This is a genomic window from Streptomyces sp. NPDC059989, from assembly GCF_042736975.1.
Lineage (GTDB): Bacteria > Actinomycetota > Actinomycetes > Streptomycetales > Streptomycetaceae > Streptomyces.
Genome location: NZ_JBHWUO010000024.1, coordinates 1 through 26,982 on the forward strand (window position 1 = coordinate 1; position 26,982 = coordinate 26,982).

Annotated in this window: 26 protein-coding genes and 2 pseudogenes; 16 read left to right on the top strand and 12 right to left on the bottom strand. The window is 69.8% G+C overall.

Going from position 1 to position 26,982, the window contains the following annotated elements; all coding sequences use genetic code 11:
• The 7 genes and pseudogenes from ACFWBN_RS21970 to xdhC all read left to right on the top strand — a co-directional run.
• Window positions 1-84 (top strand): annotated as a pseudogene (locus ACFWBN_RS21970) (lytic transglycosylase domain-containing protein); the annotation flags it as partial.
• A 304-nt stretch (window positions 85-388) separates the two neighbouring features.
• Complete coding sequence (locus ACFWBN_RS21975) at window positions 389-2,065, top strand: FAD-dependent oxidoreductase (protein WP_385178572.1); 1,677 nt, start codon at window positions 389-391, stop codon at window positions 2,063-2,065.
• Window positions 2,062-3,561: an ATP-binding protein gene (locus ACFWBN_RS21980; RefSeq protein WP_385178573.1), complete on the top strand. Its 1,500-nt coding sequence runs from the start codon at window positions 2,062-2,064 to the stop codon at window positions 3,559-3,561. Before ACFWBN_RS21975 ends, ACFWBN_RS21980 begins: the two co-directional genes overlap by 4 nt.
• Window positions 3,558-3,911 carry a UBP-type zinc finger domain-containing protein gene (locus ACFWBN_RS21985; protein WP_385178574.1) on the top strand — a complete coding sequence of 118 codons (354 nt, stop codon included), beginning with the start codon at window positions 3,558-3,560 and terminating at the stop codon, window positions 3,909-3,911. The genes ACFWBN_RS21980 and ACFWBN_RS21985 overlap by 4 nt, the downstream gene beginning before the upstream one ends.
• Window positions 3,912-4,348: 437 nt before the next feature.
• Window positions 4,349-5,812, top strand: coding sequence for a xanthine dehydrogenase small subunit (locus ACFWBN_RS21990; RefSeq protein WP_385178698.1), 1,464 nt, complete (start codon window positions 4,349-4,351; stop codon window positions 5,810-5,812).
• On the top strand, window positions 5,809-8,241 hold the full coding sequence (gene xdhB / locus ACFWBN_RS21995; protein ID WP_385178575.1) for a xanthine dehydrogenase molybdopterin binding subunit: 2,433 nt from the start codon (window positions 5,809-5,811) through the stop codon (window positions 8,239-8,241). The genes ACFWBN_RS21990 and xdhB overlap by 4 nt, the downstream gene beginning before the upstream one ends.
• A gap of 1 nt (window position 8,242) precedes the next feature.
• A complete protein-coding gene (xdhC, locus tag ACFWBN_RS22000; protein WP_385178699.1) occupies window positions 8,243-9,052 on the top strand; it encodes a xanthine dehydrogenase accessory protein XdhC in 810 nt (269 codons plus the stop codon).
• Window positions 9,053-9,134: 82 nt separating this feature from the next.
• On the opposite strand, the gene ACFWBN_RS22005 is transcribed toward xdhC, so the two are convergent.
• Both ACFWBN_RS22005 and ACFWBN_RS22010 read right to left on the bottom strand, forming a co-directional pair.
• Window positions 9,135-9,296, bottom strand: a complete 162-nt coding sequence (locus ACFWBN_RS22005; protein ID WP_385178576.1) for a hypothetical protein — start codon at window positions 9,294-9,296, stop codon at window positions 9,135-9,137.
• Between the two features lie 185 nt (window positions 9,297-9,481).
• Window positions 9,482-9,835 carry a VOC family protein gene (locus tag ACFWBN_RS22010; RefSeq protein ID WP_385178577.1) on the bottom strand — a complete coding sequence of 118 codons (354 nt, stop codon included), beginning with the start codon at window positions 9,833-9,835 and terminating at the stop codon, window positions 9,482-9,484.
• 144 nt (window positions 9,836-9,979) lie between these two features.
• Between ACFWBN_RS22010 and ACFWBN_RS22015 the strand changes: the two are divergent.
• A pseudogene (locus ACFWBN_RS22015) lies at window positions 9,980-10,749 on the top strand (phosphotransferase).
• Window positions 10,750-10,759: 10 nt separating this feature from the next.
• Here the strand turns inward: ACFWBN_RS22015 and ACFWBN_RS22020 are convergent.
• Entirely contained in the window at window positions 10,760-11,377 is a 618-nt protein-coding gene (locus ACFWBN_RS22020; RefSeq protein WP_385178578.1) for a hypothetical protein, read from the bottom strand.
• Between the two features lie 258 nt (window positions 11,378-11,635).
• On the opposite strand from ACFWBN_RS22020, the gene ACFWBN_RS22025 reads away from it, so the two are divergent.
• Window positions 11,636-12,967: a hypothetical protein gene (locus ACFWBN_RS22025; RefSeq protein ID WP_385178579.1), complete on the top strand. Its 1,332-nt coding sequence runs from the start codon at window positions 11,636-11,638 to the stop codon at window positions 12,965-12,967.
• Between the two features lie 124 nt (window positions 12,968-13,091).
• On the opposite strand, the gene ACFWBN_RS22030 is transcribed toward ACFWBN_RS22025, so the two are convergent.
• From ACFWBN_RS22030 to ACFWBN_RS22040, 3 genes are all read right to left on the bottom strand, one after another.
• A complete protein-coding gene (locus ACFWBN_RS22030; protein ID WP_385178580.1) occupies window positions 13,092-13,814 on the bottom strand; it encodes a DUF4232 domain-containing protein in 723 nt (240 codons plus the stop codon).
• 231 nt (window positions 13,815-14,045) lie between these two features.
• Window positions 14,046-14,534, bottom strand: coding sequence for a GNAT family N-acetyltransferase (locus tag ACFWBN_RS22035; RefSeq protein WP_385178581.1), 489 nt, complete (start codon window positions 14,532-14,534; stop codon window positions 14,046-14,048).
• A gap of 214 nt (window positions 14,535-14,748) precedes the next feature.
• The gene (locus tag ACFWBN_RS22040; protein ID WP_385178582.1) at window positions 14,749-15,219 is read right to left on the bottom strand and encodes a hypothetical protein; all 471 of its coding nucleotides are present in this window, start codon (window positions 15,217-15,219) and stop codon (window positions 14,749-14,751) included.
• A 298-nt stretch (window positions 15,220-15,517) separates the two neighbouring features.
• On the opposite strand from ACFWBN_RS22040, the gene ACFWBN_RS22045 reads away from it, so the two are divergent.
• From ACFWBN_RS22045 to ACFWBN_RS22055, 3 genes are read left to right on the top strand one after another with little or no spacing between them, the layout of a single operon-like run.
• Complete coding sequence (locus ACFWBN_RS22045) at window positions 15,518-16,108, top strand: DUF998 domain-containing protein (RefSeq protein ID WP_385178583.1); 591 nt, start codon at window positions 15,518-15,520, stop codon at window positions 16,106-16,108.
• Between the two features lie 4 nt (window positions 16,109-16,112).
• A complete protein-coding gene (locus ACFWBN_RS22050; RefSeq protein ID WP_385178584.1) occupies window positions 16,113-16,598 on the top strand; it encodes a hypothetical protein in 486 nt (161 codons plus the stop codon).
• Entirely contained in the window at window positions 16,595-16,912 is a 318-nt protein-coding gene (locus ACFWBN_RS22055; RefSeq protein WP_385178585.1) for a hypothetical protein, read from the top strand. Before ACFWBN_RS22050 ends, ACFWBN_RS22055 begins: the two co-directional genes overlap by 4 nt.
• 31 nt (window positions 16,913-16,943) lie before the next feature.
• On the opposite strand, the gene ACFWBN_RS22060 is transcribed toward ACFWBN_RS22055, so the two are convergent.
• The 3 genes from ACFWBN_RS22060 to ACFWBN_RS22070 form a co-directional block, all read right to left on the bottom strand.
• Window positions 16,944-17,759: a hypothetical protein gene (locus ACFWBN_RS22060; RefSeq protein WP_385178586.1), complete on the bottom strand. Its 816-nt coding sequence runs from the start codon at window positions 17,757-17,759 to the stop codon at window positions 16,944-16,946.
• Window positions 17,760-17,824: 65 nt separating this feature from the next.
• Complete coding sequence (locus ACFWBN_RS22065; RefSeq protein ID WP_385178587.1) at window positions 17,825-18,340, bottom strand: hypothetical protein; 516 nt, start codon at window positions 18,338-18,340, stop codon at window positions 17,825-17,827.
• 105 nt (window positions 18,341-18,445) lie between these two features.
• The gene (locus ACFWBN_RS22070) at window positions 18,446-19,177 is read right to left on the bottom strand and encodes a hypothetical protein (protein ID WP_385178588.1); all 732 of its coding nucleotides are present in this window, start codon (window positions 19,175-19,177) and stop codon (window positions 18,446-18,448) included.
• Between the two features lie 388 nt (window positions 19,178-19,565).
• Here ACFWBN_RS22070 and ACFWBN_RS22075 point away from each other — a divergent pair, with 388 nt between their 5' ends.
• A complete protein-coding gene (locus tag ACFWBN_RS22075; protein WP_385178589.1) occupies window positions 19,566-20,570 on the top strand; it encodes a BtrH N-terminal domain-containing protein in 1,005 nt (334 codons plus the stop codon).
• A 96-nt stretch (window positions 20,571-20,666) separates the two neighbouring features.
• Here ACFWBN_RS22075 and ACFWBN_RS22080 read toward each other — a convergent pair whose 3' ends face one another.
• The gene (locus ACFWBN_RS22080) at window positions 20,667-21,578 is read right to left on the bottom strand and encodes a hypothetical protein (protein ID WP_385178590.1); all 912 of its coding nucleotides are present in this window, start codon (window positions 21,576-21,578) and stop codon (window positions 20,667-20,669) included.
• 4 nt (window positions 21,579-21,582) lie between these two features.
• Entirely contained in the window at window positions 21,583-21,930 is a 348-nt protein-coding gene (locus ACFWBN_RS22085) for a hypothetical protein (RefSeq protein WP_385178591.1), read from the bottom strand.
• Between the two features lie 34 nt (window positions 21,931-21,964).
• Between ACFWBN_RS22085 and ACFWBN_RS22090 the strand changes: the two genes are divergently transcribed.
• From ACFWBN_RS22090 to ACFWBN_RS22100, 3 genes are all read left to right on the top strand, one after another.
• Entirely contained in the window at window positions 21,965-25,015 is a 3,051-nt protein-coding gene (locus tag ACFWBN_RS22090) for a CHAT domain-containing protein (RefSeq protein WP_385178592.1), read from the top strand.
• A gap of 249 nt (window positions 25,016-25,264) precedes the next feature.
• Entirely contained in the window at window positions 25,265-25,882 is a 618-nt protein-coding gene (locus ACFWBN_RS22095) for a hypothetical protein (protein ID WP_385178593.1), read from the top strand.
• 119 nt (window positions 25,883-26,001) lie between these two features.
• A complete protein-coding gene (locus ACFWBN_RS22100) occupies window positions 26,002-26,133 on the top strand; it encodes a hypothetical protein (protein ID WP_385178594.1) in 132 nt (43 codons plus the stop codon).
• Window positions 26,134-26,596: 463 nt separating this feature from the next.
• Here the strand turns inward: ACFWBN_RS22100 and ACFWBN_RS22105 are convergent, their stop codons facing one another.
• On the bottom strand, window positions 26,597-26,920 hold the full coding sequence (locus ACFWBN_RS22105) for a hypothetical protein (RefSeq protein ID WP_385178595.1): 324 nt from the start codon (window positions 26,918-26,920) through the stop codon (window positions 26,597-26,599).
• Between the last annotated feature and the right edge of the window lie 62 nt (window positions 26,921-26,982).

The following is a 26,982-nucleotide window of genomic DNA, read 5'->3' on the forward strand; positions in this document are numbered from 1 at the left end:
AAGTGGGGCCTGGACTACATGAACGAGCGCTACGGCAGCCCCGTCGGCGCCTGGAACTTCTGGTCCGCCAACCACTGGTACTAAGCCACCAGCGGGCAATAGACATTCGAAGACGCTCGGCCGGGACTTCCCGGCCGGGCGTCTTCGCGTATGCGGTCGCCGAGCCTCTCGTGCGTCGCGGCGGGCTCCGGCGCCATGAAGGGCGGGCTCGGATGGCGTCCGGACGGGGAGCCGCAAGCCCCCGCGAACGAGCCCGCCCGGCCGGTGCCCCAAGGGCATGGGCATCCGGGGCGTCCCGCAGCGAACCCGGACGGACGAACGTACGATGGGCGGGAACCGGCGCGGGCGGCTGGCCGTGCCGCTGGTCCAGGCCGTTCGTGGGAGACGCATGGCACAGGTCGCCGAAACAGCACGGACCGTCATCCTGACCGTGGACGACGATCCGGGAGTGTCCCGTGCTGTCGCCCGTGACCTGCGGCGACGCTACGGAGCCGGGTACCGCATCGTGCGCGCCGAGTCCGGCGAGTCCGCACTGGAGGCGCTGCGCGAGTTGAAGCTGCGGGGCGACCTGGTGGCCGTGATCCTGGCCGACTACCGCATGCCGCAGATGAACGGCATCGAGTTCCTCGAACAGGCCCTGAACGTGTACCCGGGCGCGCGGCGCGTGCTGCTGACCGCGTACGCCGACACCAACGCGGCGATCGACGCGATCAACGTCGTCGACCTCGACCACTACCTCCTCAAGCCGTGGGACCCGCCGGAGGAGAAGCTCTACCCCGTCGTGGACGACCTCCTCTCCGCCTGGCGCTCCAGCGACTACCGGCCGGTCCCCGCCACCAAGGTGGTCGGCCACCGCTGGTCGGCGCGCTCCTCCGACGTCCGGGAGTTCCTGGCCCGCAATCAGGTGCCCTACCGGTGGTACTCCTCCGACGAGCCCGAGGGACGGCGACTGCTGGAGGCGGCCGGGGCCGACGCACAGCGGCTGCCCCTGGTGATCACCCCGGACGGCACCGTGCTGATCGAGCCGGAGGCGCCCGATCTGGCTGCCCACGTCGGGCTCGCGACGACGCCGACCGCCGACTTCTACGACCTCGTCGTGATCGGCGGCGGCCCGGCCGGGCTCGGCGCGGCCGTGTACGGGGCCTCCGAGGGGTTGCGGACGGTACTGATCGAGCGGTCGGCGACCGGCGGGCAGGCCGGGCAGAGCTCCCGCATCGAGAACTACCTCGGTTTCCCCGACGGCGTCTCGGGCGCGCAGCTCACCGACCGCGCCCGCCGCCAGGCCGGCCGGTTCGGCGCCGAGATCCTCACCGCACGCGAGGTCACGGGGCTGGAGGCAAACGGCGCGGCGCGCGTCGTCCGCTTCTCCGACGGCTCGTCGGTCACCGCGCACAGCGTCATCCTGGCGACCGGCGTGTCGTACCGGCAGCTCCACGCACCGGGCTGCGACGACCTGACCGGCTGCGGCGTGTACTACGGCTCCGCGCTCACCGAGGCGTCCGCCTGCCAGGGCCAGGACGTGTACATCGTCGGGGGCGCCAACTCCGCCGGACAGGCGGCGATGTACCTCGCACGGGGCGCGAAATCGGTGACGCTGCTGGTGCGCGGGGAGGACCTGAGGGCCTCGATGTCGTACTACCTGGTCCAGCAGATCGAGGAGGCGTCGAACATCTCGGTGCGGAGCCGGACCGTCGTCGAGGCGGCGCACGGCGACGGGCACCTGGAGCAGTTGACGCTGCGCGACGTGGACAGCGGCGCGACCGAACTCGTCGACGCCCAGTGGATGTTCGTCTTCATCGGTGCGGCCCCGCGGACCGACTGGCTGGCCGGCACGGTGCTGCGCGACGAGCGCGGGTTCATCCTGGCCGGGCCCGACCTCACACCGGACGGCCGCCCGCCGGCCGAGTGGGAGCTGGACCGGCCGCCCTACCACCTGGAGACCAACATCCCCGGCGTGTTCGTGGCGGGCGACGCGCGCGCCGAGTCCGCGAAGCGCGTCGCGTCCGCCGTCGGAGAAGGAGCCATGGCCGTGATGCTCGTACACCGGTACCTGGAGCAGTCATGAGCGGGCAGGCGATGCCCTGCAGCCCGCAGGAGATCGCCTCGCTGTTCCTGTTCGAAAAGCTCTCCCCTGAGCAGCTCGGGCTGCTGTGCGCCGAGGGGCGGGTGGAGCGCTTCGACGCCGGTCCGGTGTACACCGAGGGCGATCCGGCGACCTGCTTCTACGTGATGATCGAGGGCACCGTCGTACTGTCCCGCCGGGTCGGCGGCGACGACGTGGAGGTGAGCCGGACCTCGCAGCGCGGGGTGTACGCGGGAGCCATGCAGGCCTACCTGGGCGACCGGGTTCCGCAGACGTACACCAACTCGATGCGGGTGACCGAGCCGACGCGGTTCTTCGTCCTGCCGGCGCAGTCGTTCGCGGACTTCATGCGGGAGTGGTTCCCGATGGCCGCGCACCTGCTGGAGGGGCTCTTCTTCGGCGCGAAGAACACCCAGCGGGCCATCGGGCAGCGGGAACGCCTGCTGGCGCTCGGATCGCTGTCCGCAGGACTCACGCATGAACTCAACAACCCGGCCGCGGCGGCCGTTCGGGCCACCGCGGCGCTACGGGAACGAGTGGGCAAGATGCGCCACAAGTTGGCCGTCATCGCGCACGGGCCCTACTCCCGCGAGGCACTCGCAGAGCTCATCGAGATCCAGGAGCGCACCGCCGAACGCGTCGCCAAGGCGCCTACGTTGAGCCCCCTGGAGGCCTCCGACCGGGAGGACGAGCTCGCGGACTGGCTCGACGACCACGGCATCGCGGAGGGCTGGCGGATCGCACCGACGTTCGTGCAGGCCGGGCTGGACACGGACTGGCTGGAGCAGGTCGCGGCGACCGTGGCCGACGACATCCTCCCGGGGGCCATCGGCTGGCTCAACTACACGGTCGAGACCGAGCTGCTGATGGACGAGATCGACGACTCCACCACCCGCATCTCCCACCTCGTGGACGCCGCCAAGCAGTACTCGCAGCTCGACCGCGCCCCGTACCGGGTCGTCGACGTCCACGAGCTCCTCGACAGCACCCTGCTGATGCTGTCCGGCAAGATCGGCCCCCGGGTCCGGGTGGTCAAGGACTACGACCGCTCCGTGCCGGACGTTCCCGCCTACCCGGCGGAGCTCAACCAGGTGTGGACCAACCTCATCGACAACGCCGTCTTCGCCATCGCGAGCACCGGCCAGGACGGCACGCTGACGGTCCGCACGGCACGGGAAGGGGACCGCCTGCTGGTGGAGTTCCGAGACACCGGGCCAGGCATCCCGGCGGACATCCGCAGCCGCATCTTCGATCCCTTCTTCACCACCAAGCCGGTCGGCGAGGGCACCGGTCTCGGCCTGGACATCTCCTGGCGGATCGTCGTCAACAAGCACCACGGCAGCCTCCAGGTCGAATCCGCACCCGGCGACACCCGCTTCCAGGTGCTGCTGCCGCTGACCGCCCCGGAACCCGAGACCACGCCCGAAAGCCCGCCCGAAGCCACACCCGGAACCGAGACCGCCGAGGAGCCCGTATGACCGACATCAACGGAATCGACCCGAGCGTCCCGCCCGCCGGCACCGGCTGCGCCGAGTGCGACGCGGTGGGCGGCTGGTGGTTCCACCTGCGGCGCTGCGCCCAGTGCGGCAACATCGGCTGCTGTGACTCGTCACCCGCCCAGCACGCCACCGCCCACTGGAAGTCCACCGGGCATCCCCTGGTGCAGAGCTTCGAACCGGGCGAGGAGTGGTTCTGGGACTACGGCAGCGGCACGTTGTACGAGTCCGGGCCCGAGCTGACGCCGCCGGGCGACCACCCCGCGGACCAGCCGGCACCGGGACCGGCCGACCGGGTTCCGGAGGATTGGATGCGGCTGCTGCACGACTGAACGGACCGGCAGCCGGCCGGCCAGGACGCTGACCAGCCGACGGTGGCGCCCCAGCCTCGAATCCGGTCGATCCTACAGAAAGATCGAGGTCAACCTCTTGACCCCTGTGACCCCACCCACTAGTTTTTTGCGGTAAACGTCGTTCCATGACCCCCGGAAGGAGGCGACCCGCAGATGTACACCAGCTCTGATCTTGGTCGCCTCGCCCAGTGCACGGTCTGGGTTCCGGGTCGGATCGCGCACGGCTGCTGAGCACGCCGTTCTGATGTGCCCTTCCGCGGCACATTTCAGGTTTCTCGTCACCCTCTTCCGGCACGTCGCTGTCGCGTGCCGTTTTGCGCCCACTTCTCTCGCGTGGCGCGTCTGAACACAGAAAGCTGCCTGAAATTGGCGAACATGATGAATCGACCGATCGCGCACCGAAACGAAGGCCTGTCATGGTAGGGGCTCGGATCACGGTCAACGGCAAAGAAACACCGATTTCACCGGCTGCGCCCCACACCACAACGCTGGATTTCCTGCGCGAGCGTGGACTCACCGGCACCAAGGAGGGCTGCGCCGAGGGTGAATGCGGCGCATGTTCGGTCCTGGTGGCGCGTCCCGGGGTGAACAAGCCCACCGACTGGGTGGCCGTCAACGCCTGCCTGGTCCCGGTCGCGGCGCTCGACGGTCAGGAGGTCATCACCTCCGAAGGCCTCGCCACCGCCGGCGAACCGGGCACGCCGGCCACGTTGCACCCCGTGCAGGAGGAGATGGCCGTCCGCGGCGGATCCCAGTGCGGTTACTGCACGCCGGGGTTCATCTGCAGCATGGCCTCCGAGTACTACCGGCCCGACCGCTGCGCGCACACCGACTCGGACGACAGCACCGACGCCGAGCACGGTCCGAACGGATTCGACCTGCACGCGCTGAGCGGAAACCTGTGCCGCTGCACCGGCTACCGCCCGATTCGCGATGCCGCGTTCGCCGTCGGTACGCCCACCGACGAGGACCCGCTGGCGCAGCGTCGCGAGCAGGCCCCGCCCGCACCGGCCGTCACCGAATACGCCCAGGACGACAGCACGTTCCTGCGCAAGAGCACCCTGGCCGAAACGCTGCAGGTGCTGCGCGAGCGGCCCGACGCGGTGGTGGTCGCCGGCTCCACCGACTACGGCGTCGAGGTGAACATCCGCTCCCGCCGTGAGGATTGCGTGGTCGCCATCGACCGCCTGCCCGAACTGCGGGAGCTGCGCGTCGAATCCGACTACATCGAGATCGGTGCGGCGCTGACGCTCACCGAGATCGAACGCCGCCTCGACGGCGACGTCCCGCTCCTTGCCGAGCTGTTCCCGCAGTTCGCATCCCGGCTCATCCGCAACAGCGGAACCCTCGGCGGCAACCTGGGTACCGGCTCCCCGATCGGTGACAGCCCGCCGGTGCTGCTCGCGCTGGAGGCGTCACTGCTGCTCGCCGATGCCGACGGTGAGCGCGAGGTCCCGCTGGCCGACTACTTCACCGGTTACCGGCAGAGCGTGCGCCGCCCCGGCGAGCTGATCCGCGCCGTGCGCATCCCGCTGCCGCTGTCGCCGGTCGTGGCCTTCCACAAGATCGCCAAGCGGCGCTTCGACGACATCTCCAGTGTGGCGGTCGCCTTCGCGCTCGACATCGAGGACGGGATCGTCCGCAAGGCACGCATCGGCCTGGGCGGCGTGGCCGCCACCCCCATCCGCTCCCTCGCCACCGAGGCGGCGCTGGAGGGCAAGCCGTGGACGCCGGAGACCGTCGAAGCCGCGGCCCGGGTGCTGCGGGGCGAGGGCACGCCGATGAGCGATCACCGCGCCAGCGCCATCTACCGTTCCGCGATGCTCGGCCAGAGCCTGCTGAAGCTGCACGCGCAAACCACCGAGGCGGTGTCGTCATGAGCCATTTGTCCGAGCGTCCCGAGAAGCCCGTAGTCGGTGTCTCGCTGCCGCACGAGAGCGCCGTCCTGCACGTCACCGGCACCGCGCTCTACACCGACGACCTGGTCTACCGGACCAAGGACGCGCTGCACGCGTACCCGGTCCAGGTCATGAAGGCCCGCGGCCGCATCACCGCACTGCGCACCGAGCCCGCGCTCGCCGTGCCCGGTGTGGTCCGCGTGCTGACCGTGGCCGACGTGCCCGGCGTCAACGACGCCGGCATGAAGCACGACGAACCGCTGTTCCCCGACGAGGTCATGTTCTACGGCCACGCCGTCGCCTGGGTGCTCGGCGAGACCCTGGAAGCGGCCCGGCTCGGTGCCGCGGCCGTCGAGGTCGAACTCGACGAACAGCCCTCCCTGATCACGCTCGAGGAAGCGATCGCGGCCGAGAGCTTCCACGGCGCCCGGCCCGTGATGGAGACCGGCGACATCGACGCCGGCTTCGCCGAATCCGCGCACGTGTTCACCGGCGAGTTCCAGTTCTCCGACCAGGAGCACTTCTACCTGGAGACGCACGCCGCACTGGCCTACATCGACGAGGCCGAGCAGGTGTTCATCCAGAGCAGCACCCAGCACCCCTCGGAGACCCAGGAAATCGTCGCGCACGTCCTCGGTCTGCACAGTCACGAGGTGACCGTGCAGTGCCTGAGGATGGGCGGCGGCTTCGGCGGCAAGGAGATGCAGCCGCACGGCTTCGCGGCCATCGCCGCGCTCGGTGCCAAGCTGACCGGCCGGCCGGTCCGGGTACGGCTCAACCGCACCCAGGACCTGACCATGTCCGGCAAGCGGCACGGGTTCCACGCCGAGTGGAAGATCGGCTTCGACGCCGACGGCCGCATCCAGGCGCTGGACGCCACGCTGACCGCGGACGGCGGCTGGAGCCTGGACCTGTCGGAGCCGGTCTGCGCCCGCGCGCTGTGCCACATCGACAACACCTACTGGATTCCCAACGCGCGCGTCGCCGGTCGCATCGCCAAGACCAACAAGGTCTCCAACACGGCCTTCCGCGGGTTCGGCGGACCGCAGGGCATGCTGGTGATCGAGGACATCCTGGGCCGGGTCGCGCCGCTGCTCGGCCTGGACCCGATGGAGCTGCGCAAGCGCAACTTCTACCAGCCGGGTCTCGGTCAGTCGACGCCGTACGGCCAGCCGGTCCCTCAGGCGGAACGGATCGCCGGCACCTGGCAGCAGGTCGAGGCCAACGGCGGCATCGCCGACCGCAAGCGCGAGATCGCCGCCTTCAACGCCGCGCACCCGAACACCAAGCGGGCACTTGCGATCACCGGCATCAAGTTCGGCATCTCGTTCAACCTCACGGCCTTCAACCAGGCCGGCGCGCTGGTGCTGATCTACAAGGACGGCTCCGTCCTGATCAACCACGGCGGCACCGAGATGGGCCAGGGCCTGCACACCAAGATGCTGCAGGTGGCCGCGACCACCCTGGGCATCCCGCTGCACAAGGTGCGGCTCGCCCCGACGCGCACCGACAAGGTGCCCAACACCTCTGCCACCGCCGCCAGTTCCGGAGCGGACCTCAACGGTGGTGCGGTGAAGAACGCCTGCGAGCAGCTGCGCGAGCGGCTGCTGCAGGTGGCCGCCAGCCAGCTGGGTTCCAACGCCTCGGACGTGCGCATCGTCGAGGGCGTCGCGCGCACCCTGGGCAGCGACAAGGAGCTGGCCTGGGACGACCTGGTGCGCACCGCGTACTTCCAGCGGGTTCAGCTGTCGGCCTCCGGCTACTACCGGACCGAGGGTCTGCACTGGGACGCGAAGACGTTCCGGGGCTCCCCGTTCAAGTACTTCTCCTACGGCGCCGCGGCGGCCGAGGTGGAGGTGGACGGCTTCACCGGCGCGTACCGCATCCGGCGGGTGGACATCGTGCACGATGTCGGCGACAGCCTGTCCCCGATGATCGACATCGGTCAGGTCGAGGGCGGTTTCGTACAGGGCGCGGGCTGGCTGACGCTCGAGGACATGCGCTGGGACACCAGTGACGGGCCGAACCGCGGCCGGCTGCTGACCCAGGCCGCGAGCACGTACAAGCTGCCGAGCTTCTCGGAGATGCCCGAGGAGTTCAACGTCACGCTGATGGAGAACGCCACCGAGGAAGGCGCGGTGTACGGCTCGAAGGCCGTGGGTGAGCCTCCGCTGATGCTGGCGTTCTGCGTGCGCGAAGCGCTGCGGCAGGCCGCTGCCGCGTTCGGTCCGAGCGGGGTCAGCGTCGAGCTGGCCGCGCCCGCGACGCCGGAGGCGGTGTACTGGGCGGTCCAGGCGGCCCGCGAGAGCGACGCCTCCGGCAACGGAGACGCCCGTAACGGGTTTGCCTCCAACGGCCACGCCGCCGACGGCGGGATCCGAACCGAAGCAAAAGCGTTGAGTGGTGCCTGATATGACGTGGGTCGCCGCGGTCGCGCGGTTGCGAGCACGCAGAGAGTCCGGCGTGCTGGTGACCGTCGCGACCGTGCGCGGCCATGCCCCGCGCGACGCCGGTGCGAAACTCGTGGTGGGGCGGACCGAGACGTGGGGCTCGATCGGTGGCGGCAATGTGGAGGCCGTCGCGATCGATCGGGCCCGGGAGATGATCACCACGTCCAAGCCGGAGCCCGAGCTGATCGATTTCGCCCTGAACGACAAGGTGGTCAACACGCACGGCGTGCAGTGCTGCGGCGGCACGGTCTCGGTGCTGCTCGAACCGCTGCCGGTGGTACGGGCGGTGGCGATCTTCGGCGTCGGGCACGTCGGCCTGGAACTGGCGCGCATCCTGGCACGCCAGGACCTCGACCTCCACCTGATCGACACCCGCGCGGACATCCTCACCAAGGAGCGGCTCGACGTACTGGCGGACGCGGTGGCACAGGTGCACGTGCACCACACGCCGCTGCTGCCGGAGGAGGTCCTGGAGGAGTTGCCGCACGGCACCCACATCCTGATCATGACCCATGATCACGCCGAGGACGCCGCTCTGTGCGACGCCGCCTTGCGCACGACACATCTCGGCTCCATCGGGCTGATCGGCTCGGCGGCCAAGTGGGTGCGGTTCCGCAAACGCCTGGCCACCGAGGGCGGCCACGACGACGCCACCATCGATCGGATCAAGACTCCGATCGGGCTGGCCGACATCACCGGCAAGGAACCCGCGACCATTGCCGTGAGCGTCGCTGCCGATCTGCTGCGCGCCTTCGAAACCGAGGGGAACTGACTCTCCCACCGGATCGACGAGGGGTGCCCCGCGCCCGTGCGAACGCACGGACGCGGGGCACCCTTTCGTTGCCTGCCAGTGGTTACGCGCCGAGTCCTCTGAGTCCCCATTCGTCGAGTCCGGCGTAGACGGTGGCGGTCCGGCATTGCGGCGCCTCCATGAATTCGGCTTCGCCCCGGTAGATGGCGATGAGGGAGTCGGTCAGCGCCTCCACCCACCCCTCGATGCCGGCGTGGAGCGGCACCCAGATTCCGGCGTGGCCCCACTGCGACCTCCCGGACGAGAAGTCCGGTTCCGGGACGCCGGCGACCGCCATGGTGGCGGTGGCGCAGGTGTACCGGCGGGACGCACCCGGTGAGCTGCTCGGCCAGTCCGACCGGGGCGGAGGCAGGTCAGAATCAGGTATTCGTTCAGGATCGGAACAGCCGCTCATTGACGCCGCCGGCCAAGGACGCAGAACTCGTTGCCTTCCGGGTCCGCCAAAACGACCCAAGGCTGATCACCTTGGCCGATATCAACACGCCGTGCACCATGAGCCACGAGGCGAGTCACTTCGGCGTCCTGATCATCAGGCCTCAAGTCGAGATGCAGCCGGTTCTTCACGGTCTTGCTTCCCTCGTCCCGGCCGAAGAGCAACCCCGGCAGGCGATCGGGCTCGGGGCGGATCTCGAACTCCTCAGCGGAGGAGTGGACCACAACCCAACCAAGAGCCGCAGCCCACCACTGCCCCAAAGCCACCGGATCTACCGAGTCGACAACTACCTGTTCCCACTCCAAGGCCATCCGCCGAGCTTAAACCTGCCAGAACTTCAGAAACAGACCGCCGCCCCGGTCTGGGACAACTCGAGCTGAGCGCGTTCGACGCCTGAATTCGACTCGGATTCACCCGAAGCCGGGCAGGCCGCCGCCCGACTACCGTTGCGCCACATGACAGCCACCGAGATGGACATCACCGAGGACGTGATCCGGGATCTGCTGCGCGAGCAGCACCCCGACCTGGCGGATCGCCCCCTGAAACTCGGAGCGCTCGGCTGGGACAACCAAGTGTGGCGGCTCGGCGACGACCTCGCCGTCCGGTTGCCCTGGGCGGCGCAGTCGGCGGACGCGCTGCTGCGCAAGGAACACGCCTGGCTGCCCCTCCTCGCCCCGCACCTTCCTCTCCAGGTCCCCGTCCCGCCCCCGACGGGGCGCCGGCAGGCCGAGACCGCGGTGGTCCGCTGGCCGACACCGCCGAACACTTCACCCGAGGGCTTACCTCGGCCACCGAACTGGGGCTGATTGGCGACCCGGACGCCGTCCGCGCGGTCTGGGAAGACGCTGCCGCCGCGCCGGACTGGGCAGGCCCAAGGCTTTCGCTACACGGCGACCTGCATCCGGCCAACGTCCTGACCACGAACGGCACCTTCTCCGGCGTGATCGACTTCGGCGACCTCTTCGCCGGCGACCCGGCCTGCGACCTCGCTGCCGCTTGGATCCTGTTGCCGGACGGCGCCGTCGAGCGCTTCCACGAGACCTACCAGCCAGGGCCGGACGCCGCGACCCTACGCCGCGCCCGCGGCTGGGCGGTGCTGCGCGCCCTTTCCGGCATTCACATCGCAGACGCCGGCGTGCACGGCCGCCCCGGAGGTAAGCCGACTTGGGGCCCGCCCGCCCACGCCGCACTGCAACGCCTCACCGCAACGGCAACGGCGACGTGATCGGGAGCGGCTACTGCACCTGCGCGGTCAGGGCCTTGGCCAGCTTGCCGACCTGGTCCCGGCTCAGGGCACTGTGTCCGCTCTCCCCGACGCCGACCAGCAGGGTCGCGTCCCCCTCACCGTCGAGCTTCAGCCGGACGACGGCGACCGTGCCGCCGTCGGTGAGGACCGGCTCACCGGCCTTGGCCTCGCCGGCCTTCTTCGTGTAGGCGATCAGGTCGTTCAGGGAGAGTCCGGCCAGGTACTGGATCAGCGGTGCGAGCTGGGCGTTCGCCTGGGGCTTGTCCGTCGCGGCCGTGTGCACGTGCACGCTCTCCTCGCCGATGTGGAACGTGCAGCTCACCAGGGCGACGGGGTTGTCGCTCCGCACTTCGCCGGTGGCGACGGGCTCGTCGGCGTCCTTCACGGATCCGGTCCCGGCCGACGCGTCGACGCCGGCGGCCTTCGTGGCCTTGGCGATGTCGTAGGGCAGCGGGCATGTGCCCGCGCCCTTGGTCCCGAGGCTTTCGGCGGTCTTGGTGAGCCCACTCAGGCTCAGCGGCGCCGCGCCGCTGCCGCTCTCGCAGCCGGCGAGCAGGGCGATCACCGCCACGGAGGCGATGGTCGCTCCGTACCGAAGGAGTCTCACGTGGTGGTCCTTGGTCTGTCGTGCCCGCAGGCGGTGGTGTTCGAGGGGGGAGGAGGGAGGGCGGCCAGTGCTCGATCATACGCACGGCGTACGTGCTCTCATCGCTGGGCTCGGGGGCGCGGGCCGGCCGCGCGGGGGCCCGCGCAGTCGAAGTCGTGCCGGTCGTCGCGATCCTGTACCTGTGCAATCCGCGCCGATGAGCCGACGGACAACCAGGCTGGCAACTCCAGGGGAGCGGCAAGTGAGTACCGTCTGTTCATGCACAACTTCGGGCTGGGACAGCAGCGGGGCCACGTGCTCCTCATAGCGGGGGACGTCGCCGTGAGGCGCCGCGGTGTCCAGGTGGCGCCGAGCGCCAACCTGGCCGCGCTGGGGGTGGTGCCCGCGTCTGCACTGCTGAACAGTGATGTCGCATGTGACACGACATACCTGGACGGGGCGCGGGATCCCAACACGGTGCTGATGCGGCTCCGTACGGCCGCAGCCACACCAGGCCCGCTGCTCGTGTACCTCTCAGGCCGGCTGACCGTCGACCGGCGGGCGAACCGCCTGCATCTGGCGCTGGCCGGTACGACGGCCGCCACGGTCCGCTACGCGGCGCTGCCCTGGGAGTGGCTGGGCTCCGAGCTGCGTGAGCGTCCGGCCGGGGTGACGACGGTGTTGCTCGATCTCGTGGCGGACAAGGCGGCGTGGCCGCTGCTCCAGGAGTACGGCAGCCTGCCCGCCTCCCCGTCCGCGGAGGTGTACGGCGTCATCTGCCCACCCGGATGGACCGGTCCGGGCCCGGTCGTGAGCAGTTACACCCGGTCCTGGATCGACCAGCTCAGGGCCAGCCCCAACCGGCCCACCAACCTGCAGCTGCATGCCCTCGCAGTGGGCGCGGCCACCCTGCCGCCCGGTGTCATGGTCCTTCCCGGCGCCCGCGAGCTCGGCGTCACGACGGCGCCCGGAGCGGTTTCGCCTGCGGTGTCCGCGCGTTCGGCGCCCGGCCACGGTCCCGCGGACACCCATCAGGTCCCGCCCGCTGCCGGCCAGGGGTCGGTTCGTGGCCCGCACCCGGTCGGCGCCGAACCGGCACCGCCCGTACCTCTTCCCGGTGGTGGGCTCCAGCCCGGACAGGAGCACTCACCGCTGCAGCAGGCCCCACCCGCGGCCCCGATCGACGATCCGCGCCCGCACATTCACGCCCTGGCCACCGCGGGCCGGCACTCCGAGGCGGCGATGCTCGCGCAGGCGTGGGAGCAGTACGTCCATCAGACGCATGGGTCCGCGTCGGCCGAGGCCCTGCACTGGGTGGAGATCCGGGCCGACCTCGCCCGGATGGCGGGCGACTTCCGGCTCGCGGTCCAGCTGTGGACCAGTGCCGCCCGCACCCGTCTGGGCCTGCACGCCGCGGACGCTGTCGAGGTGCACGCCGCGGCCGCCGGCGCGCTCTACTGCTGGACCCAACTCAAGGACCCGAGCGCGGCCCTCGATACGGGGCCCGATCTCATCCGCCTCCTGCGCACCCTGCCGGCCCTCGATCCCCGGCACCTGCAGCTCGCCCAGCACCGTCTGGAATTCCTGCACCGCGCGCCGAGCCGACGCTGAAGGCCGTGACCCATCGGCGAGGATCCGACGCGCCGCGCCCGCCAACAGCCGGTCGCACGCTGACAGCTCTCGCCGATGTGTCGGGCGTACCAGGCCCGGCTCTCCTGGCTCCCAGGCGGCCCCGTCAGTGGGGGAACAGTGGCGTCACGGCGGCCTCCGAGCTGCTGTTCCAGTACGTCACACGGGCCTTGTCATCCACGTACACGCCGCCCTTCGGCATCTCCAGGAGCACGCCCTCGCCCGTGTTGTTCTTGGGGCTCTGACCGTGCGGCGCGAGCGCCATGTTCTTCACGAGGGTGCTGACGTCCTTGTTGCTCTGGCGCAGGAGCAGACCGGCGTACGCCTCCTTGCCGGGGGCGAGGGTCACCTCCGTCGGCGGCTTGGAGTTCTCGAAGACCCCCACGAGCCGGCCCTGGCCGTCCTCCAGGCGGAGTACCGGATAGTTCCGCAGCTTGCACCGCTCGGTGCTGGTGTTGGTGACGGTCAGCAGGAGCTTCGAGTCGTCCTTGGTGGGCGGCACGGCCCACTCCACCTTGACGTCGGTGTACTCGTCGGGGCAGTTGCCGTCGATGCCCGTGGGGTCGTCCTCGGCCTCGCCCGGACGACCCGGCGCGGTGGGGGACGTGGAGGGCTCGGGGGAGCTCGAGGGAGTGCCCGGCGCGGACGCCGAGCCGGAAGGCGACGCGGAAGGGGAGGTGGTAGGCGATGCGGAGGCCTTCGGCGGCGGGGTGGCGCCGGCCTTGTCGTCGCTCGGCTCGCAGGCCGTGGCGGCGAGGAGCGCGGTGGCGGCGAGGCCAAGGGCGCCGAGCGTACGGGCGTGGGTGGTCTTGCGGAAACTGCGCATCATGAGCCCCCGTGGCTGCTGACGTGCTGGGATTGGTCTGGAGAGGATGCCCGTCCTGGTTTCGGATTCACGCCCCCGCAGGGACCGTTACAGCTCGCGTATGCGGCGGTGACAGTTCCGTCGTGAGGGCGGGGCATGCGTCCATCCGCGTCGGCGCGGGAGCCGTCACACCATTCCGGGACCAGCCGATCAGGCTCGCGATCCGCGCCGGGGCCATCGTCGTCACCGCTCCGATCAAGGAGTGGCCGTGTCGCGTGTGTGGGCGGCACTCCGGTCACCTATGACGAATCGCAGTTCCGGGCGCTCCCAGGTCACCTTCGGCGGCGAGGGGGGAACGCTCCCCACCCGTTCGGCGCCCAGGCGCCGGTAGAACTGCTCCGCCGGAGGGTGCGATACGACACGTACGTAGTCCAGGCCGGCTCCTCTGGCCTGGTCGATCATGTGCTCTACCAGCAGTCGGCCGACCCCAGCGCCTTGTGCCTCATCGGACACGAACGCCAGGTCCAGTTCAGCCGGTTCCAGCACCAGGGCGTAGAAGCCCAGGATCCGGTCGGTCGTGTCGACCGCCGCGAAGACCTGGTGCCGGTCGATGTAGCCGGCCGTGACCCGGTAGTCGGCGATCACCGTCGCGTACTGCCCCCGGTAGGCGTCGGACTCCTGCATCAGCGCGGTGAGGCCGTCCGCGTCTTGCCCAGTAGCACGCCTGATCGTTATGGACTGCATGCGCTGAAGTATAGGGGTGCAGCTGCCATTGGATCCTTACCCATCCGGCTATGACGCTCTGTCAGAACACGTCCTGGCCGCCGGCAGGAATCACCCGTACACCGCAGCCGCTCCGACGCAGAAGTACAGCTCCGGTGGCCCGGAGGGGCGCTGCCACCTGTGAGCGGGAACGTCAGCCGTGATCCCTCGGGGCCCTCGTCGCCTTCTACCTCGCTCAACCCGGCCACGGCACGTTAGAGTCCGCCTGGCGGAAGATCAGCCCCACATGACCCGCCCGTCCTTCTTCCTCCTCGGACAGGCCTCGCACCGTGACCACAACTCCCCGGCGACTGCGCGGCATCGCCGCTCCGGCCGCCATCACCACCATTTGCGGGCTGATCACCGCCGCAGGCACCACCACCTCCGCCGCCGCAACCGTGAACTGCCCGTCGCCCCGGTTCACCCGCGACTTCTTCCCCAACACCACGCTCACCGGGACGCCGTCAGCATGGCTGTTGACGGGATGGGCGGTGACGAGGCCGTCAGCGATCTCGCCATGCCAGCCGTCGGTCGGCGACCAGACACACCAGACGTTTCCGTCCGTTCGGCGGTAGGCGGGGCGGCCATTGCGCTCGCCGTCGCGTTCGAAGTGGTGGCGGAGCCCGTCGATGTGGCGCACGAAGATGAAGGATGCAAGTGCCGTCATGCCTTCGGCACTGTATGGGATGGCGCTGTGGGTGGCCAAGGAGCTCTGGGCGTGACCAGATGCAGGGTTCGCATCGTCGCGAGGTTCCAAGTAGGGCGGTCGGGGCACTCGTGATCCAGCTCACGTCATGGGGAGCGATGACTTCGCCGGTTGCCGTCGGTCAGAAGAGCGACAGCATCGACGCGAGGAAGGCCTGGTCATGTCCGACAAACTCAGCGCACCCCATCACGTCGCCTCTGCCGCACCCGAACCCGTACCCGCATCGCGCCTTGGAGCACGGCCGGCTCTGGTTGGCGGCATGGCGGCGGGCCCGTTGTTCCTCGGCGCCGGCATCTTCCAGGGCTTTGCGCGGGACGGGTTCGACTTCACCCGCAACGCGATCAGCCAGCTGGCTCTCGGCGCGGCGGGCTGGATCCAGACGGTGAACTTCCTTCTCGCCGGCGCCCTGTTGATCGCGGGTGCGGCCGGTCTGCGCCGGATGCTGGGCGGTGGGGCGGGCGGCACATGGGGCCCGGTTCTGGTCGGAATCTTCGGTGTCTCCTTCTGGGCCGCCGCGGCCCTCCCAGCCGACGCCGGGGCAGGTTTTCCCGTCGGCACCCCAGACACGACGGTGATGAGCGGGCACGGAGCCGGCCACATGGCCGCCGGGATGGTCGGCTACCTCGCACTGTGTGCCGCGTTCCTCGTCCTGGCCCGTCCGCTCGCCACCCGGGGGTGCCGCAGCTGGGCCGTGGCCTCGCGTCTCGCGCCGGTCGCCGTCCTCGCCGGATTCATGGCCTCGGCTGCCTCAGTCCTGGCGTTCACCGCGGGCGCGGGCCTCGGCCTCGTCTGGCTGTCCGCAGTGACGGCCCGTCTGGCCACCGCACCGCGGCCGCAACTGGGATCATGAACGTATGCCCGAGGAATCGAACCTGCTGCCAGGCCTGTGGCCGCTGGCGCCGTCCGGTGTGACCGACTGGTTGCTGGACCTGTGTGGCGACGGCGTGACCGGCTTCATGCCGCCGGCGATGCCAGATGCGGCTTGGGTGCTCAACGCCATGTACGAGCACGAGCAGGGGCTGGCCGAGGTTTCGTACCACGAGTTCCGTCAGGTGCAGCTGGCGGATGGCAGCGTACAGCCCCACATCGTCGCGGGCATCGACCTCGAAGCCGTGGGCGTCTCACGGGAGGCGAACTGGGTCGCGCCGAGCACCCCGGTCGCGGCTGGCGGCGGTTGCGCTGGGCGGAACTCGCCCGGCGAATGGGCGACCCTGTCGTGCCCGAAGGGCTTTTGCCTTCTTACCGTTGCTTCCCTTCAGCCAAGAAGGAGGGGAGCTGGCCGCTCGGCATCATCCCGCCGACCGAAGGGAGCCTGGACCGCGAGACCTGGAGCCGATTGATCGGCATTCTCACCGAGTACAGTTCCGCGGGCCCGGATACCCGCTGCCTGGCCTATTACAACCCGCTGATGCTCGGGGCCACCGACTTCGACAACCTCCATGTGCGTTCGGGTCGCCTCGGCGACGCCGAAGTCCTGTACGACAACCCCGAGGCCGACTTCAGCCCTTCCAACCTCTGGGCAGAGGACCGCTCATGGTGCCTGTGTACCGACTACGACCTGTGGGCCACCAAGGTCGCCGGGCCCCCCGCCCTGCTCGAAGCGCTGCTGAACGACACCGAGATCGAAGCGGTACGACTGCCTTTGACGTCCTGACGACTGGCCGTGTGGGGCCCAGACGAGTGTTTCAAGCCGGCCCGCAGGATAGGGCGCCGGGTGGTGCTACTTCCACGAGGCGGATGGAGGAGAAGCACCAGCGGAGCCACAGGGTGGATTCGATGTCCCAGTAGGGAGGGGCGGTCAGACCGTCCTCGACGGCGAACCTGAAGCCCTGGGTCGCAAGGATCGCGCGGAGGGTGACGTGCACCCCGGCGTAGTCCTCGGCGACCTCGCCCCAGTCGGGGAAGACGGCGTCGGCGTGCACGGATGCGTATCGCCCGACGAAAGCCGCCCAGTCGCAGGCTCCTGTGATCTCCAGGACAGCGGCTGCGGGGTCGGTGACGTGGAGCTCCCAGGTGTGCCACGGCGGTGGATGGAGATTCGAGCCCTGGTCCAGGTACATCCGCCACATGCCCGGCCCGTTGCGTTGCGCCGTGGACGTGTAAAGACCCAGGTGGAAGGGCTTCGTGCTGGGTGGCCGAGTCGGGGCCTCCCGGGGCGTGGTGAACCGTTCGCGGGCCAGGGTGGGGTGGCGTGATGGCGTCAGCTCGTGGGGACCGGTGCCGATCCAGTGCTGGCGCGTGCGATCCAGGGGGCCCTGGACGAGGCTCGGCTCGTGGCGTGAGAGAAGGCGCAACAGCACGCAACTGTCGGCCACTTCGTCCGCGTCGGCGGCTGCGATGACGTTTCTGCCGCCGGTTTGGGCAGCCGTTTCGGGCTCGGTCCACAACGACATGACCGAGGTGAAATGGCGCAGCCCTGCATCGGCGGAGGCATTCGGATCCGTCGAGGCGTCGAGGTCTGCAGTTCTCCGGGCCAGGACTCGGATCGGTGTGGGGTGCACGCCGGGAACTCCTTTCCCGGCGTGCACCCCACTGCAACGTGGGGTTGCCTTCCGGTGGCAGCGGATCAGCAGCTGATGGCCACTTCTTGGCCGAGGCCGTTGGCGGAGGCAGTGGGCGGGTTGTACCCGGGCGGGAAGACGACCTTGAAGTACATCCAGCCGCGGTACTTGCCGGGACTGCACCGGACCGCCGCGTTGTTCTGTGCCGAACGGCTGTTGTGCTGGGTGCGCAGCGTTGACTGGTTGACGAGCTGTCCGTTCTTGTAGAGGGCGGCCCGTGTGGTGATCTCCGGAACGGCCGCCGTGCACGAGACGGTCACAACGACGTTCACCGTGCCGGGTACGTGAGTGGAGTTGTGCGGACGCTGCACCTGCCCCGCACAGCGGATCACGGCGGCCGCGTCCGCGTCCGAGCCGGCCTTCCCGGCTTCCACGCCGCTCCCCGGGTCGTCGGCGGCCGGCCCCGCGGGGACGCTGGGCGGGGCGGATGGGTCGGGCCCTGCTGCGGCGGGGGACGTTCCGGCAAGGAGCCCGACAATCGCCATCGACGCGGCCGCGGCCGACATCCTCCACTTGCGCATGCATCTCCTCGGTGATGAGGGGCCGGAACGGCGCGCGGGCGAGCATTCCAAGACCGCACCAGCCTGGTACGAACGCACCAGATCCTACACAGCGTATGCAGAGTGCTACATAGTGTAGTCGATCGGCATCGGGCGGTTGGCGGATGCGTACTCGTCCGCGAGGTGGAAGACGCTGGCACAGCCGGGGCACTCCGCCTTGCCGAAGAGGTGCAGGATTCCGTTGGCCAGTGCGTTCTCCCCGTCCCGGTCAGCGATCTCGTACATCCATCGGCCGACGCCGGACAATCCCTCGGCGGGCGCCGGCCGCAGGTCACGCCGGTCCACATCGCCCAGGTTCCAGTCCCGGATCGCCGAGTACCGGCCGTAGTCGCCGATGGCGACGGTCACTTCCACGGCACAGTGGGGGCAGTCCAGTCGGTAGAAGTCCGAGAAGTCTCCCAGGACAGCCGCCCAGTGGTACTCCTCCTCAACCGCCAGCAGCGCACGGAAGGTTGCGAGGTAGTCGGCCGGCCTCGTCCGTAGGTGCCTGTGCAGCAGTCCACGGAACTCCACGATGGCATCAGCGCAGTCCGCCAGTAGCTCGTCGCAGCCGTGCTGCCCTGCCGCACGCTCCATGATCTCTCCGGCCAGACGGCGTGCGTCCGCGCTGCCGGAGGCGAGGCGTACCAGGCGGGGCAGTGCGGCGAAGCCGGCGGGGGAGACGAGGTCGTACTCGAGGACCAGCCTGTACCCCAGCTCCTTCCACGCTTCTGCGTCGCTCTCCCGCTCCAGCTGCTCCAAGAGCTCGGGGACGCGATCGGTCTCGAAGTGACAGTCGTGCGTTTGTGCCCAGTTCACCACCCGGGTATTCAACCGCTCGCCGGGCTCCGAGGCGACTGCGCGTCCGTCACCGGGCGCGCGGGTGCCGCGCTGGGTGACCGCCGGCAAGCACCCGCGGCAGGGTCACAGGCGAGAATGGAGAGGAAACGGGGGTAACGGAAATGGAATACCTGATAGTCGTCGGGGTCGGTCTCGCCTGGGGGCTCTTCCAGGCCGTGCGAGGCGGCGCGTTCCGGGGCAGGTCTTCGCGGAGGCGCCGGCGTTCCGGATCGTGGACGAACGACGGCGTCAGCTTCTCCTGCGGCGACGGCGTGTCCTGCGGTGGCGGCTCCTCCTGTGGTGGCGGCGGAGGCGACTGACACCCGGCGCGCGTGGTCTGCGTGGCTTCCGCGGATAGGGTGACCGCATGACTGTGCTCGTGTACGAAGACTTCGGCACCGGACGCCACCGCGAGGCCTCCCTCATCCGCCACGCCCTGGGCAGTGTCCACGACGAGGAGTTCGTTGCCGGCCTGGCCGGGGGCATCGGCTTCATGTACTTCGTCTTCGAGTACGAGGGCCGGCTGCCCATCGCCACGATCGTGGCCCAGGCCCATCCCGAGCCCTGGGTGCAGGTCGCGCTCGGTCGCCTGGGGATCCCGTACGACGCCACGCGCGCGATGAAGCCCCGCTGGGGCCGGGTCCGTGCCGCGCTCGACCAGGGGCAGCCTGCCTTCTGCGTGGTCGACCGTTCCTCCCTGCCCTGGCACGAAGCCGACCCGGACGCCGAGATGACGGGCGCCGACCCGTACACCGTTGTCATCGCCGGCTACGACGGCGACGACCTGCTGATCGAGGACGGTGCCGAGACCCCGTACCGGATCGACCGCGAGGAGTTCGGTGCTGCCTGGACCGCGCACCGCGAGGGCCGCCACCAGCTGATCGTGCCCACCGGGCCGCCCGAGGGGGAGCCGGATGTGGCAGGGGCGATCGCCTCCACCATCACGCATCTCACCGGGCCGGTTCTGGGGAACAAGTTCGACGTGAACTTCGGCTTCACCGGGATGGAGAAGCTCGCCGCGCAGCTGCGCGACAGCACCACCAAGGTGGGCTGGGAGCGTCGGTTCGGCAGCTCGCCCGAGGCCTTCCGTTTCGGCACCGGGCGGCTGTATGCCTGCCTGGAGGAGGAATGGACCGCTCCGGGCGCGACCCGGCCGCTGTACGCCGACTTCCTCGACCTCGTCGGACGCCCGGAGGCTGCCGCGCTCTTCAGGGAGTCCGCCCTGCATTGGTCGGAGCTGGCCGTGCTCGCCCGCGATGCCGACCCGGATGCCGGCGCCGAGGGGCGACGAACGCTCTTCGACGCGTGCGCGGAGCGCGTGGACCGCTGCCTGGACCTGGAGCGGCAGGCGGTGCGGGCGCTGGAGAAGTAGCACCCTGGCCCGGCGCGGTCGGGATCATCTATGGGACACAGGCCTGAGCTGCGGAGGCTTCGTCGCCGATGGGCCACCCCCGCCAGGCCAGTCAGGTCAGCGCCCCTTGCGCAGCAGGCCGGTCAGCGCCTCCCCCTCGACGGGCGTGAGCGGCCCCACAGCGTTCGGAGCGCCGACGCCGAGGGCAACGGCCAGGGCGCGGCCGTGGACGTCCAGGGCGGCTTCGGACATCGTGCCGACGTCGGCGATGGCGGCACGCGCGCGCGTCCACCCCGTCAGGCCGATGCCGATGCCTGCGAGGGCCGCAGGCCACCACACGGCGCCGAGGATCAGGTAGGGCCAAGCCCAGGTACCGGTGGCGACGGCCGCGGCAAACCCCGCGTGCGCGGCGGTGATGTCGGCACGCGTGTTCTCGGGCAGCACCAGCCACAGCCGGGGCCAGGCGAAGGCCAGGTCCAAACCGTAGCGGTCCCGGGCGATTTGCTCGACGGCGTGGATGCGGTCACCCATCCATGTCGGGCGGCCGGGCATGGCCATGGCGAGGCGGTTGACGCGGGCCGCTGCGAGGTCGACCTCGTACTGCTGAGCGGGGGTTCGCGACTCGGCGGGAGCCGCGTTCTCCAGCTCCTGCCGTCGTTCCACGAGCGCGAGCCAACGGTCTCGTCTGTTCCGTACCAGCCTTGCGCCTGGCCAGGCCGGCGGCCGCGGCCACTGGCCGAGCCACAACAGCCGAGTGGGCCCGGCCATGGCTTGTACGGCCAGGCCGATGCCGGTGCTCACCAGGAGTGCTCCGGCAAGCAGGAGCACCTGGGTTCCGGCGGATTGGCGCCCGACGGCGGCCGCGGTGTCCGACACGGCGCGGTTCAGCAGGGAGCGGTCCCATGCGTGCCGGTGCCCGAGCCGCGTACCCAGCCATGCGGCGGCCGCGAACAGTATTCCGGGCAGCAGAAGGAGGCTGACCCATTTCTCCGCCAGCTTCTTGGCCAGTTCCTCGAAGAACTTGCCCATGGATCTACGTCCGTTTCATCGATTCGCCGCTCAGCCGGCAACGGGGCACCGGTCCTGCCGGATAGGTGGTGGCCGTTCGGTCGCAAGCCCGGTCCGGACAGCCGAACCGTTCCTCATCGGCCCGTCCCGGGCCCGCCCCCGGCAGTCCGCCGCCGAGTGTTTGCAGCGGGTCGGAGCGGCTGGTGCCCAGCAACTCGCGCAGCAGCGGCAGCACCGGCCGCCGGGCCCTGGCCTCCACTTCGATCCGCGACAGTAACTGTTGCTTGTCATCGGGTAGTTGAGCGCATTCTTTCCGCAGCTCGATCAACTCCGCACACAAAGCGGTCAGTGCGCGCCGCTCTTCTGGATCCATGCATTCCCCCTGTTTCCGGCGCGGAGATGGAGGCATGCTAGCGGTGCGTATTCGGCTACCGACAGAGGGTGTCGGCGATTGGTGGCCGCGCAGGGGGGCGCGCCGGAGCACGGGGCGCGGAGGGGTGAGGGGGCGAGGGGGTGTGGCGATCCATGATCTTCTGGGAAGGGCAGCCCGGTACGTCTCGGGGAAGCTCGACGCCCTCCGCGGCGCAGGCGTCGACGAAGCCGCACGAGCGCTGTGGCAGTTGCAGCCGCAGGCCGGTGCCACCCAGCGGATTCCCCGTGAGTGGCGCGATCTCGTCGGGCCGGAGGCGAAGTACGAGGAGCAAGCCGAGGCCGGTGCCAGATTTCACGAGCGCGCCCAGGTCAGTGCCGAGCCGGCCCTCCTCGAGGTGTCCATCAGCCTCCTCACCGAGGCGCAGGCTGCCGCCCCCGTCGACCACCGGAACCGGGGCGTGTACCTGGCCTGTTTGGGAAGCGCGTACGAACTCAGGTTCCAGCGGACCGGAGTACGGAGCGACATCAACAGGGCAGTCGACTTCGGCGAGGAGGGTATGGCGGCGGTCCCCGAGGGCCACATCGACCGGGTGTTCGCACTGACCAGCCTCGCCAGCAGCTACCACTCGAGGTGCGAGTTCGGCGGCGGAGGTTCGAGCGACCTGGAGCGGGCGATCGAGCTCGGCGAGCAGGCGGCCACGTACGACCGCCGCGATCGGGAACTGGCCCTCACGAACCTCGCCAGCTGTTACGCGCACCGATTCGAGCGCGACGGGCGGCCCGGCGATCTGGAACGGGCGATCGAGCTCGGCGAGCAGTCGGTTTCGGGCACTCCGAAGGACCACCCCGCCCGGTCGCTGCCCTTGGCCAACCTGCAGCTCGCATACCGGCTGCGGTTTGAGCGCGATGGCGTGTCGAGCGATCTCGACCGGTCGATCGCGCTCGGCGAGCAGGCTGTTGTGGGAGCGCGGGACGACGACCCGGACGGAGGAGGGGATTGCTCCAACCTAGGGGAGGCCTACCGGTCGAGGTTCGATCGGGACGGTGTGCCGAGCGACCTGGAACGGGCCGTCACGCTCGGCGAGCGGGCTGTTCAGGCCACCTCCGACGGTCAACCCAGCCGGGTCAAGTACCTTTCCAACCTTGCGATCACCTACTGGTCGGGGTTCCAGCGCGGTGCGGGGCCGCGGTATCTGGAGCGGGCCATAGAGGTCGCGGAGCAGGGCCTCGCAGCCACGCCCGACGATCACGTCAACCGGGCCATGTACCTTTCCAATCTCGGGACCCTGTACCGCTCGGGCTTCGAGCGGAATGACGGGTCGCGGGACCAGGCCGAGAGATCCCGGTACTTGGCGCGGGCCGTCGAGCTGGCGGAGCAGGCTGTGGCCGCCACACCCGACGAGCACGTCGACCGAGCCAGGCACCTGTCCAACCTCGCCGGTCTCTACTTCCTTCGGTTCGATGCCGGCGGGGAGCGGATCGGGTACACGGCGCTGCGTCACCTGGAGGCTCAGGTCTCCCGTACGGCAGGCGCATCCCCGGTCCATCGGGTCCATGCCGGACACTCGGCCGGCTCGCTCGCCCAGGCGATGGACGATCCCTCGTCGGCCCAAAGACTGCTGGACGCCGCCGTCAAGCTGTTGCCCTCGGTCGTGCCCCGGGAGGCCGGCTGGGCCGATCAGGAGCACCGCCTCAAGGAGCACTTCGGTCTGGTCGGCGAGGCGATCGCGGCCCATTGCGCCAATGGGGATGCAACGGGGGCGGTGGAGATCGCCGAAATGGGGAGGGGCATCCTCCTGGCTGCCCACCTCGACACCCGCACCGACCTCACCGAGCTCGAAGAAGCACATCCCGTCCTCGCACAGAGGTTCCGGGAGAACCGGAATCGACTCAACGCCACTGCGGCCGGCAGAGGACGCATGCCGGCCGAAAACGCCTCGGTGGTCGCGGACCGCAAGCAACTCTGGAACGAACACGACGCCTTGCTCACCCTGATCCGACAGCACGACCGCTTCGACCGCTTCCACCTCCCACCGCGGCTGGACGAACTCCGTCCGGCGGCGACGGGCGGAGCGGTGGTGCTGGTGAACACGGGCTACCGCAGAAGCGACGCGATCATCGTCACCGCCGACGCCGCGCCCGTGCCGGTCGCACTGGACCGGCTCACCCTCAAGGACTGCATGGCTCGCACCACGCAGCTGCTCGACGCCACGCGCGCCGGCAGCCTCACCGCAGCCCTCAGCAAGCAGCGGGTGATCCCGGAGATCCTCGAGTGGCTCTGGACTTCGACCGTAGAACCGGTGCTGACCGCGCTGCCGACCTCAATCGGCACCGTCGAGTCGAAACCCCGTCTGTGGTGGCTGCCCACCGGACTGCTGGGAATCTTCCCCCTGCACGCCGCCGGCCTCCCGGGACGGCCCGGCGCGCTCGACCACGCCGTGTCCTCCTACGCCCCGACGCTGCGCACACTCGCGGACAGCCGCTCCAGGCCCGCCGCGACGACGCGCCGGCAGCTCACGGTCGCCATCGAACGGACCCCTGGCCGACCCGATCTGCCCCACACCGTGACCGAGGCCGCGTCCCTGCACGCACACGCACCGGACCCACCGCCGCTGATCGGCGAAGACGCCAACCTCGACAACGTGCTGACCGCCTTGCACAGTGCCACCTGGGCTCACTTCGCCTGCCACGCAAGCGCCGACCTCGCTGCCCCCTCCCGCGGTGGCCTCCGCCTGGCCGACGGCACCCTCTCCATCCCGGACGTCAGCCGTCTGCACCTCACCGCCGCCGAACTCGCCTACCTGTCCGCCTGCTCCACCGCGGACCGAGGCGTGCAGCATGCAGACGAGGTGATCCATCTGGCCTCGGCCTTCCACCTGGCCGGATTCCGTCATGTCATCGCCAGCCTCTGGCCGCTCGACGATCCCCTGGCGGCCGTCGCCGCCCACGCCTTCTATCGCCGTCTGCCGGACACACCCGCCGCCGACCGCGCCGCCCTCGCGCTGCACCATGCCACCCGGGAGCTCCGTGAGGCCCAACCGGACCGGCCTGACCTGTGGTCCTCACTGGTCCACAGCGGTCCATGAACGGGCGCTCGAGCACCTGTCCATCCGGAGCCACGCCTCGTGGAGCCGGTTCCGGCAGAATGTCGTCCGCCGGCCCGGCCGCACCGGGCCCTGGCGAGGGGCGTGGTGCTTGGGCCGGACGGGGGGCCTACTGCGGCACACGAGGTCACTGTGGGATGAAGGGGTGAGCCGCTCTGTCACCCCGGGTAGCGAAGGGGGCGACGGATCCAGGACCAGATCCGTGCTCGCCGATCGCAAGGACCAGTACTGATGAGCTCGACCGCTTCACGTCTCCGCACCGCTGTCCGCGTCGCCGCCTCCGCCGTGGCCGCGCTCACGCTGACGATGGCCTTCGCGAGCCCCGCGTCCGCGAGCCCCGCCTTCGTGGCGATCAGCAACGGCCGGCTCACCTTTACGGCCCTGCCCGGCGAGACCAACAAGGTCACCTTCGACACCTTCAGCGCAGGAACCCTCCGGATCACCGACACGACGAGCAATCTCACCGCGGGACCAGGTTGCTCCGGGAGCGGCCATACGGTGCTCTGCGCGGGCGAGGGCGTGACCCGGATCGTCGCCAACCTCGGCGACCGGAACGACACGGCTCAAAACGACACCGATCTCCCGAGCGATCTCGTGGGCGGGCAAGGCAACGACATCCTCATCGGCGGCGACGGCCCCGACCGGCTCACCGACTTCGACGGCTGGAACGGCCCGACCCTGATCACCGTGACCATGATCGGACGCGGCGGCAACGACGTCATCGTCAGCCGCAACGGCGGCTACGACCAGATCGACTGCGGCCCCGGCCTCGACGTGCTGCTCGCCGATAGGACCGCCCGCGACAGCCTCGTCGTACCCAACACCTGCGAGTTCGTCCAGCGCTTCTAGCGGGTGGCCCGACGCCGCAGGAAGCGCCGGCGGTATCTGCGCCGAGCCGTACGCCGGTGGAAGTCGGGCTGGCGGTGGGGTATCCGAAGGGGTGGTCGAACATGGGTATCGTGCCGCCTATGCAGCCCTTGACCAGGTCGTTCCAGTTCTCCCGGTACCTGGCGCGCAGCCCGCTGGGCATGTTCTTCTCGTACCACCATTGGGCGTCGGCGCGGTCGACGGCCATGGCGTCCATCAGGTCCTTGGACTGATTGTTCGCCTGCCCGTTGGCCGCTTCGTAGAGTTCCTCGCCGAGGGTGTTGGCTTTGTGGGCCTTGTCGGCGGGTATGTGGGCCGTCTCCGCGTTCGCCCGGCCGAAGTCACGGCCTTCCACGTACGCCTCCCACCCGGTCCCGACGCAGCTGGGCGACGCCGACGGGGTGGGCTCCGCGTTCGTGTCCTTGCCGCTCGCGTTGGCGATGGCGACTCCGTCGAGAAGCACGACCGCGATGATGGAGGCGGCGATCCACCTTCCCTCGCTGATCTGCGGCGTCTCGGGCTTGGCGCCTTGGGTGGTGCCGTCAGCCGGCTCGGTCTCTTTCTTGCCGGGCTCGGGGTCCTTGGCGAGGTCGCCGGCCATGTTGAACGGGTCGTCAGATGTCTCGGCCGGACAGTAGCTTCCGCAGGTCAAAGACGACAGAGGCGTCCCAGGGAGCGGGACTGGACCGCGAAGCGTCAAGCGCGCTGCTTGTCCGCGGCGATGTGGGCGAGTTCGGCGGCTACGAGGACGGAGACGACGTTCTTGAGCTGGACGGTGACGCGGTAGCCCATCGTGTTCTGCTGGGCCTCGGCGTACCCGGTGGCGATGTACTCGTCGGCGTCGTGCGGCTCCAGCAGGAGGTCCACCTTGCCGGGGGCGTTGACGTAGACGAAGGACTTCGTGCCCGGGTTCTTGACGCGGACGTAGGGGGTGGGCTCGTTCGTACCGGCCTCGATGTGGTGGTCGGCCAGGAGCCGGTCGAGGAGGTTCTCGAGGAGGTCCGCCATGGTGGGGTTCATCTTGCGGCGGGTGTCGAGGAAGTCGGCTATCTCCTCGCGGATGGCCGGGGGAGGTGGGTGAA

Bases quoted from the DNA above. Each gene is read 5' to 3' on its own strand.
- ACFWBN_RS22090 (WP_385178592.1), top strand. From the start codon at position 21,965: ATGCTAGCGGTGCGTATTCGGCTACCGACAGAGGGTGTCGGCGATTGG.
- ACFWBN_RS22100 (WP_385178594.1), top strand. From the start codon at position 26,002: ATGCAGCCCTTGACCAGGTCGTTCCAGTTCTCCCGGTACCTGGCGCGC.
- xdhB (WP_385178575.1), top strand. From the start codon at position 5,809: ATGAGCCATTTGTCCGAGCGTCCCGAGAAGCCCGTAGTCGGTGTCTCG.
- ACFWBN_RS22025 (WP_385178579.1), top strand. From the start codon at position 11,636: ATGCACAACTTCGGGCTGGGACAGCAGCGGGGCCACGTGCTCCTCATA.
- ACFWBN_RS22040 (WP_385178582.1), bottom strand. From the start codon at position 15,219: ATGACGGCACTTGCATCCTTCATCTTCGTGCGCCACATCGACGGGCTC.
- ACFWBN_RS21980 (WP_385178573.1), top strand. From the start codon at position 2,062: ATGAGCGGGCAGGCGATGCCCTGCAGCCCGCAGGAGATCGCCTCGCTG.
- ACFWBN_RS22010 (WP_385178577.1), bottom strand. From the start codon at position 9,835: ATGGCCTTGGAGTGGGAACAGGTAGTTGTCGACTCGGTAGATCCGGTG.
- ACFWBN_RS21975 (WP_385178572.1), top strand. From the start codon at position 389: ATGGCACAGGTCGCCGAAACAGCACGGACCGTCATCCTGACCGTGGAC.
- ACFWBN_RS22085 (WP_385178591.1), bottom strand. From the start codon at position 21,930: ATGGATCCAGAAGAGCGGCGCGCACTGACCGCTTTGTGTGCGGAGTTG.
- ACFWBN_RS22080 (WP_385178590.1), bottom strand. From the start codon at position 21,578: ATGGGCAAGTTCTTCGAGGAACTGGCCAAGAAGCTGGCGGAGAAATGG.
- ACFWBN_RS22105 (WP_385178595.1), bottom strand. From the start codon at position 26,920: ATGAACCCCACCATGGCGGACCTCCTCGAGAACCTCCTCGACCGGCTC.
- ACFWBN_RS22050 (WP_385178584.1), top strand. From the start codon at position 16,113: ATGCCCGAGGAATCGAACCTGCTGCCAGGCCTGTGGCCGCTGGCGCCG.
- ACFWBN_RS22065 (WP_385178587.1), bottom strand. From the start codon at position 18,340: ATGCGCAAGTGGAGGATGTCGGCCGCGGCCGCGTCGATGGCGATTGTC.
- ACFWBN_RS21985 (WP_385178574.1), top strand. From the start codon at position 3,558: ATGACCGACATCAACGGAATCGACCCGAGCGTCCCGCCCGCCGGCACC.
- ACFWBN_RS22035 (WP_385178581.1), bottom strand. From the start codon at position 14,534: ATGCAGTCCATAACGATCAGGCGTGCTACTGGGCAAGACGCGGACGGC.
- ACFWBN_RS22075 (WP_385178589.1), top strand. From the start codon at position 19,566: ATGACTGTGCTCGTGTACGAAGACTTCGGCACCGGACGCCACCGCGAG.
- ACFWBN_RS22095 (WP_385178593.1), top strand. From the start codon at position 25,265: ATGAGCTCGACCGCTTCACGTCTCCGCACCGCTGTCCGCGTCGCCGCC.
- ACFWBN_RS21990 (WP_385178698.1), top strand. From the start codon at position 4,349: ATGGTAGGGGCTCGGATCACGGTCAACGGCAAAGAAACACCGATTTCA.
- ACFWBN_RS22030 (WP_385178580.1), bottom strand. From the start codon at position 13,814: ATGATGCGCAGTTTCCGCAAGACCACCCACGCCCGTACGCTCGGCGCC.
- ACFWBN_RS22045 (WP_385178583.1), top strand. From the start codon at position 15,518: ATGGCGGCGGGCCCGTTGTTCCTCGGCGCCGGCATCTTCCAGGGCTTT.
- xdhC (WP_385178699.1), top strand. From the start codon at position 8,243: ATGACGTGGGTCGCCGCGGTCGCGCGGTTGCGAGCACGCAGAGAGTCC.